The organism is Citrobacter sp. (genome assembly GCF_050252275.1).
GTDB lineage: Bacteria > Pseudomonadota > Gammaproteobacteria > Enterobacterales > Enterobacteriaceae > Citrobacter_A > Citrobacter_A amalonaticus.
The window spans coordinates 1-7,736 of sequence record NZ_JBFWLF010000221.1; the positions used below are offsets into that span (position 1 = coordinate 1).

The following is a 7,736-nucleotide window of genomic DNA, read 5'->3' on the forward strand; positions in this document are numbered from 1 at the left end:
TTTACCGTGCAGGCGAACAGTATTGAGATGATCCGCCGTCCGTTTGATTTCCCGGACAGCAAGGAGGGTCAGGTGCGCGCGCGTCTGACGTTCGATGGCGGCCGCCTGGATACCATTGTCAACATGGACAACAACCGCCAGTTCGGTTTCTTCCGTCTCGATCCGCGTTTGATTACCATGCTGTCGTCGCCAAACGGTGAACAGCGTCTGTTTGTCCCGCGTAGTGGCTTCCCGGATCTGCTGGTGGATACGCTGCTGGCGACGGAAGACCGTCATTTCTATGAACATGACGGGGTGAGTCTATACTCCATCGGTCGCGCCGTGCTGGCAAACCTGACCGCCGGACGCACGGTACAGGGGGCAAGTACCCTGACCCAACAGCTGGTGAAAAACCTGTTCCTCTCAAGCGAACGTTCGTACTGGCGTAAGGCTAACGAAGCCTATATGGCGCTGCTGATGGATGCGCGCTACAGCAAAGATCGTATTCTTGAGCTGTATATGAACGAGGTGTATCTCGGTCAGAGCGGTGATAATGAGATCCGTGGCTTCCCGCTGGCGAGCCTGTACTACTTTGGTCGTCCGGTAGAGGAACTGAGCCTTGATCAGCAGGCGCTGCTGGTAGGGATGGTGAAAGGGGCCTCAATCTACAACCCCTGGCGCAACCCGAAACTGGCGCTTGAACGTCGTAACCTGGTGCTGCGCCTGCTGCAACAACAACAGGTGATCGATCAGGAACTGTACGACATGCTGAGCGCGCGTCCGTTAGGCGTGCAACCGCGCGGTGGGGTGATCTCACCACAGCCGGCGTTTATGCAGATGGTGCGTCAGGAGTTGCAGGCGAAGCTGGGTGATAAAGTAAAAGATCTCTCCGGCGTGAAGATCTTCACCACCTTTGACTCTGTCGCCCAGGATGCCGCTGAGAAAGCCGCCGTTGATGGCATTCCGGAACTGAAGAAACAGCGCAAACTGAGCGATCTGGAAACGGCGATTGTAGTGGTAGACCGCTTCAGTGGCGAAGTCCGCGCTATGGTCGGCGGCGCTGAGCCGCAGTTTGCAGGCTATAACCGCGCGATGCAGGCACGTCGCTCGATTGGTTCACTGGCCAAACCGGCAACCTATCTGACCGCGCTGAGCCAGCCGAAAATCTATCGCCTGAACACCTGGATTGCCGATGCGCCGATTGCGCTGCGTCAACCAAACGGCCAGGTGTGGTCGCCGCAGAACGATGACCGTCGCTACAGCGAAAGCGGAAAAGTGATGCTGGTGGATGCGTTGACGCGTTCTATGAACGTGCCGACGGTCAATCTGGGGATGGCGCTTGGCCTGCCGGCTGTCACCGACACCTGGCTGAAGCTGGGCGTGCCGAAAGAGCAGTTGCATCCGGTTCCGGCTATGCTGCTGGGGGCGCTGAACCTGACGCCGATCGAAGTGGCACAGGCGTTCCAGACGATCGCCAGCGGCGGTAATCGTGCGCCGCTTTCCGCGCTGCGTTCGGTCATCGCTGAAGACGGCACTGTGCTGTATCAGAGCTTCCCGCAGGCGGAGCGTGCTGTTCCGGCACAGGCCGCCTATATGACGCTGTGGACGATGCAGCAGGTGGTGCAGCGTGGTACCGGTCGTCAGCTGGGCGCGAAGTACCCGAATCTGCATCTGGCGGGTAAAACCGGGACCACCAACAACAACGTCGATACCTGGTTTGCCGGTATTGACGGCAGTCAGGTGACCATCACCTGGGTGGGTCGCGATAACAACCAGCCGACGAAGCTGTACGGGGCGAGCGGGGCGATGTCGATTTATCAGCGCTATCTGGCTAACCAGACGCCAACGTCGCTCACGCTGACGCCACCGGAAGATATTGCGGAGATGGGCGTCGACTATGACGGCAACTTTGTCTGCAGTGGCGGTATGCGCACGTTGCCAGTCTGGACCTCCGATCCCGACTCGCTCTGCCAGCAGGGCGAAATGATGCAGCAGCCGACCGGGAACCCGTTCGATCAATCTTCTCAGCCACAGCAACCGCAGCAACAGCCGCCGAAGGAAGAGAAGAAAGACAGCGATGGCGTGGCGGGATGGATTAAGGATATGTTTGGCGGTAACTAACCGTCGTGCCGGATGGCGCTTCGCTTATCCGGCCTACTGGGCTCATGCAGTTATTGAGTTGGTAGGCCGGATAAGGGGTTTTCGCCGCCGTCCGGCAATGGCTTCACAGAAACATTTCCGGCTTCTTTTTTAACCCTTTCTTTTCATCTGGATATTTCTTAACCCCTCAGTTTTGGTAGGGACGCGTATCGCTTGCTATCGCGGCCGCGTTTCGAATATTATTCTGCCGTCATAATAATAATTCTCGTTTACGTTATCATTCACTTTCCATCAGAGATATACCAATGGCGCGTCAAAAAACTGCTCAGCCAAAACACTCGCTGCGTAAAATTGCAGTCGTAGTAGCCACAGCGGTTAGCGGCATGTCTGTCTATGCACAGGCGGCGGTTGAACCGAAAAAAGAAGACACTATCACCGTCACTGCGGCTCCTGCTCCGCAGGAAAGTGCATGGGGACCGGCGGCAACCATCGCGGCACGCCAGTCAGCCACCGCGACCAAAACGGATACCCCGATTCAGAAAGTTCCCCAGTCTATTTCTGTGGTGACTGCCGAAGAGATGGCGCTACACCAGCCGAAGTCCGTGAAAGAGGCGCTCAGCTATACCCCAGGCGTTGCCGTGGGCACGCGTGGCGCATCTAACACCTATGATTACCTGATCATTCGCGGTTTCGCTGCCGACGGCCAAAGCCAGAATAACTATCTGAATGGCCTGAAGATGCAGGGGAACTTTTACAACGATGCGGTGATTGATCCTTATATGCTGGAACGCGCGGAAGTGATGCGTGGGCCGGTTTCTGTTCTGTACGGTAAGAGCAACCCAGGCGGTTTGTTGAACATGGTCAGCAAGCGTCCAACCACCGAGCCGCTGAAAGAAGTTCAGTTTAAAATGGGCACTAACAGCCTGTTCCAGACCGGTTTTGACTTCAGCGATGCGCTGGATGACGGCGGCGTTTACTCTTATCGCTTAACAGGTCTGGCTCGCTCGGCGAATGCGCAGCAGCAGGGGGCGGAAGAACAGCGTTATGCTATTGCGCCGTCCTTTAGCTGGCGTCCGGATGACAAAACCAACTTCACGTTCCTGTCCTACTTCCAGAACGAACCTGAGACCGGTTACTACGGTTGGCTGCCGAAAGAGGGGACTGTCAGCACGCTGCCGAACGGTAAGCGTCTGTCGACAGACTTCAACGAAGGCGCGAAAAACAATACCTACTCTCGTAATGAGAAGATGGTCGGTTATAGCTTCGACCATGAATTCAACGATACGTTTACCGTGCGTCAGAACTTGCGTTACGCGGAAAACAAAGTGTCGCAGAACAGTGTATATGGTTACGGCATGTGTTCCGATCCGCTCTATTCGAGCAACCCGATCACCAGCCCTTGCGCCAGCGTACCGCAGTCACAGTGGGGGCATACGCTGACCCGTCAGTACGTGGATGATAACGAAAAACTGCAGAACTTCTCTGTGGATACCCAACTGCAGAGCAAGTTTGCGACCGGTTCTCTGGATCATACCCTGCTGACCGGCGTTGATTTTATGCGTATGCGTAACGACATCGACTCCTGGTTTGGCTGGGCTGGTTCAGTTGCGCCATCTGACATCTACAACCTTGATCGCAGCGATTTCGACTTCGGATCCCATCCTGGGCCTGGCGCCGCCTATCGCGTGCTGAACAAGCAGAAGCAGACCGGCGTGTACGCCCAGGATCAGATGCAGTGGGATAAAGTGCTGGTGACGTTGGGCGGACGTTATGACTGGGCGCAGCAGGATACTCTGGATCGTGAAGCGAATACTCAGCACTCGCGTAATGATAACGAGTTTACCTGGCGCGGCGGCGTAAACTACCTGTTCGACAACGGCGTGACTCCGTACTTCAGCTACAGCGAGTCGTTCGAACCGGCTTCTACCGTGGGCGCGAACGGCAGCATCTTTGCGCCGTCTAAAGGCAAGCAGTACGAAGCGGGCGTGAAATATGTCCCGAACGATCGTCCGATCGTGATCACCGGTGCGGTCTATCAGTTGACCAAAACCAACAACCTGATGGCCGATCCTAACGGTTCGTTCTTCTCGGTTGAAGGCGGTGAGATTCGTTCACGCGGCGTTGAAGTGGAAGCAAAAGCGGCGCTGTCTGCCAGCGTTAACGTGGTCGGTTCCTACACTTATACGGATGCGGAATACACCACCGACACCAACTACAAAGGCAACACCCCGGCGCAGGTGCCAAAACATATGGCGTCGCTATGGGGCGATTACACGATGTTTGACGGCCCGCTTTCCGGTCTGACTCTGGGCACCGGCGTTCGCTATACCAGCTCCAGCTATGGCGATCCGGCTAACTCCTTTAAAGTCGGCAGCTACACCCTGGTGGATGCGCTGGTTCGGTACGATCTGGCACGCCTTGGCATGGCAGGTTCCAACGTCGCGCTGCATGTCAACAACCTGTTTGACCGCGAATACGTCGCCAGCTGCTTTAACACCTATGGCTGCTTCTGGGGCGCGGAACGTCAGGTCGTTGCTACCGCAACCTTCCGTTTCTAATTTTTCTTTGGGCACGCATTGCGTGCCCGCTTAACAAGTTGGCCGCTATGCAGGAACAGACTCATCATCCCGATACCACGTTTGCACTGCGTGATGTCTCCTTTCGCGTGCCAGGTCGCACGCTTCTGCACCCTCTGTCGTTAACTTTTCCCGTCGGTAAAGTGACTGGCCTGATTGGTCACAATGGTTCAGGTAAATCCACGTTGTTAAAAATGTTGGGTCGCCATCAGCCGCCGTCAGAAGGGGATATCCTGCTCGATGCGCAACCGCTGAACAGTTGGAACAGCAAAGCGTTTGCCCGTAAGGTGGCGTATTTACCGCAGCAGTTGCCGCAGGCGGAAGGGATGACCGTACGTGAACTGGTGGCGATTGGTCGCTATCCGTGGCACGGGGCGCTGGGCCGTTTTGGCGTCGCGGACAGAGAAAAAGTGGAAGAGGCGATCGCGCTGGTTGGGTTAAAACCCCTGGCGCATCGTCTGGTCGACAGTCTTTCCGGCGGTGAACGTCAGCGCGCGTGGATTGCGATGCTGGTGGCGCAGGACAGTCGCTGTCTGCTGCTCGATGAACCCACCTCGGCGCTGGATATTGCCCACCAGGTGGATGTGCTGGCGCTGGTTCATCGACTCAGCCAGGAGCGTGGCCTGACGGTGATCGCTGTGCTGCATGATATCAACATGGCTGCCCGCTACTGTGACTACTTAGTCGCCTTGCGCGGGGGCGAAATGATTGCCCTGGGAACGCCCGCCGACCTAATGCGTAGCGAAACCCTGGAACGTATTTATGGCATCCCGATGGGGATCCTGCCGCATCCGGCAGGCGCTGCACCTGTGAGTTTTGTGTATTGATGAGCGGCTTACACCACATAACACGTCGTCGTTTATTAACGGCGATGGCACTTTCCCCGCTGCTCTGGCAGATGAAACCGGCGCGCGCGGCCGCTGTCGATCCACATCGTATCGTGGCGCTGGAGTGGCTGCCGGTTGAGCTGTTGCTGGCGCTTGGCGTGACGCCCTATGGCGTGGCAGACATTCCTAACTACCGCCTGTGGGTGAATGAACCGCCGCTGCCTGCGTCGGTGATTGATGTCGGATTACGCACCGAGCCGAATCTTGAGCTGCTGACCGAAATGAAACCCTCCTATATGTTCTGGTCGACAGGGTACGGCCCTTCTCCCGAAACGCTGGCGCGAATTGCGCCCGGACGTGGCTTCAACTTCAGCGATGGCAAACAGCCCTTAGCCGTGGCGCGTCGATCTCTGATCGATATGGCGCAGATGCTGAATCTGGAATCTGCAGCTGAGCGACATCTGGCGGAATACGACCAGTTTATCGCCAGCCGGAAATCGCGCTTTGTGCAGCGTGGAGAACGCCCGCTGCTGTTGATCACTCTCCTCGATCCTCGCCATATGCTGGTTTTCGGCCCGAACTGCCTGTTCCAGGACGTGCTGGATGAATACGGGATTCGCAACGCCTGGCAGGGAGAAACCAATTTCTGGGGCAGTACGGTGGTCGGAATCGATCGCCTTGCAGCCTACAAAGATGCCGATGTGCTTTGCTTTGATCATGGGAATAACAAAGAGATGGCCACGCTGATGGCAACGCCGCTCTGGCAGGCGATGCCGTTCGTGCGTGAAGGGCGTTTCCAGCGCGTACCGCCCGTGTGGTTTTATGGCGCCACACTGTCGACCATGAATTTTGTCCGTATTCTGGATAATGCGCTGGGGGGCAAGGCGTGAGTCAACGTATTGCACGTTTCCCGGCGTTATTGCTGGCGCTGTTGTTTATCGTCGCCGTAGGGTTAACCTGGACGAATTTCACCGTTGCGCTGCCGCGTACCCAGTGGCAGCAGGCGCTGTGGTCACCGGATATCGACGTCATCGAGCAGATGATTTTCCATTACAGCCTTCTCCCTCGTCTGGTGATCTCCCTGCTGGTTGGGGCCGGGCTGGGTCTGGTTGGCGTGCTCTTTCAACAGGTGCTGCGTAACCCGCTGGCCGAACCGACCACACTGGGCGTGGCGACCGGCGCACAGTTAGGGATGACGGTCACGACATTGTGGGCGATACCGGGCGTGATGGCCGGGCAGTTTGCCGCTCTGGTGGGCGCCTGTATTGTCGGGGCGCTGGTGTTTGGCGTCGCCTGGGGAAAACGACTTTCTCCCGTCACGCTGATCCTCGCCGGTCTGGTGGTCAGTCTGTACTGCGGGGCCATCAACCAACTGTTAGTCATCTTTCACCACGATCAGTTGCAGAGCATGTTCCTGTGGAGTACCGGAACGTTGACGCAAACTGACTGGGGCGGTGTGCAGCGTCTGTGGCCGCAACTGCTGGGCGGCGTCATGCTCACTCTGTTGTTGTTGCGCCCGCTAACCCTGATGGGGCTGGATGATGGCGTTGCGCGCAACTTAGGGCTGGCGCTGTCGCTGGCGCGTCTGGCGGCGCTGACGCTGGCGATTGTACTTAGCGCGCTGCTGGTCAATGCGGTAGGGATTATCGGTTTTATCGGTCTGTTTGCGCCGCTGCTGGCGAAAATGCTGGGCGCGCGTCGTCTGCTGGCGCGCCTGATGCTGGCTCCGCTGATTGGGGCGCTGATTCTGTGGCTGTCCGATCAGGTTATTCTCTGGCTGACCCGCGTATGGATGGAAGTGTCCACCGGTTCTGTGACGGCACTGATCGGCGCACCGCTGCTGCTGTGGCTGCTACCGCGCCTGCGTAGTATGAGCGCGCCGGACATGAACGTCAGCGACCGGGTGACGACGGAACGTCAGCATGTGCTGGGTTATGCGCTGATCGGCGGCGTGCTGCTGTTGATCGGGGCATATGTCGCGCTGTCGCTGGGGCGTGACGCGCAGGGCTGGAGCTGGGCCAGCGGCGTGCAACTGGAAGAACTGATGCCCTGGCGCTGGCCGCGCATTCTGGCGGCGATGATCGCCGGGGTGATGCTGGCGGTGGCGGGGTGTATCATCCAGCGGCTGACCGGGAACCCGATGGCGAGTCCTGAGGTGCTGGGGATCAGCTCCGGCGCGGCGTTCGGCGTTGTGCTGATGCTGTTTCTGGTGCCGGGCGATGCGTTTGGCTGGCTGTTGCCCGCCGGGAGTCTC

The 7,736-nt window shown here is 57.8% G+C and carries 5 protein-coding genes; all 5 read left to right on the plus strand.

The window, feature by feature from the left end; translation table 11 throughout:
* Positions 1-2,100 (plus strand): bifunctional glycosyl transferase/transpeptidase (gene mrcB, locus AB7E14_RS17105; RefSeq protein WP_428169707.1); only part of this gene is annotated, 2,100 nt, incomplete at its 5' end.
* A gap of 284 nt (positions 2,101-2,384) precedes the next feature.
* Positions 2,385-4,637, plus strand: a complete 2,253-nt coding sequence (fhuA, locus tag AB7E14_RS17110; RefSeq protein ID WP_316962704.1) for a ferrichrome porin FhuA — start codon at positions 2,385-2,387, stop codon at positions 4,635-4,637.
* A gap of 47 nt (positions 4,638-4,684) precedes the next feature.
* Positions 4,685-5,482 carry a Fe3+-hydroxamate ABC transporter ATP-binding protein FhuC gene (gene fhuC, locus AB7E14_RS17115; protein ID WP_316962705.1) on the plus strand — a complete coding sequence of 266 codons (798 nt, stop codon included), beginning with the start codon at positions 4,685-4,687 and terminating at the stop codon, positions 5,480-5,482.
* Entirely contained in the window at positions 5,482-6,372 is an 891-nt protein-coding gene (gene fhuD, locus AB7E14_RS17120; protein WP_042997881.1) for a Fe(3+)-hydroxamate ABC transporter substrate-binding protein FhuD, read from the plus strand. The genes fhuC and fhuD overlap by 1 nt, the downstream gene beginning before the upstream one ends.
* Positions 6,369-7,736, plus strand: a 1,368-nt coding sequence (locus AB7E14_RS17125) for an iron ABC transporter permease (RefSeq protein ID WP_428169708.1), incomplete at its 3' end; no start/stop codon positions are given. The genes fhuD and AB7E14_RS17125, both read left to right, overlap by 4 nt.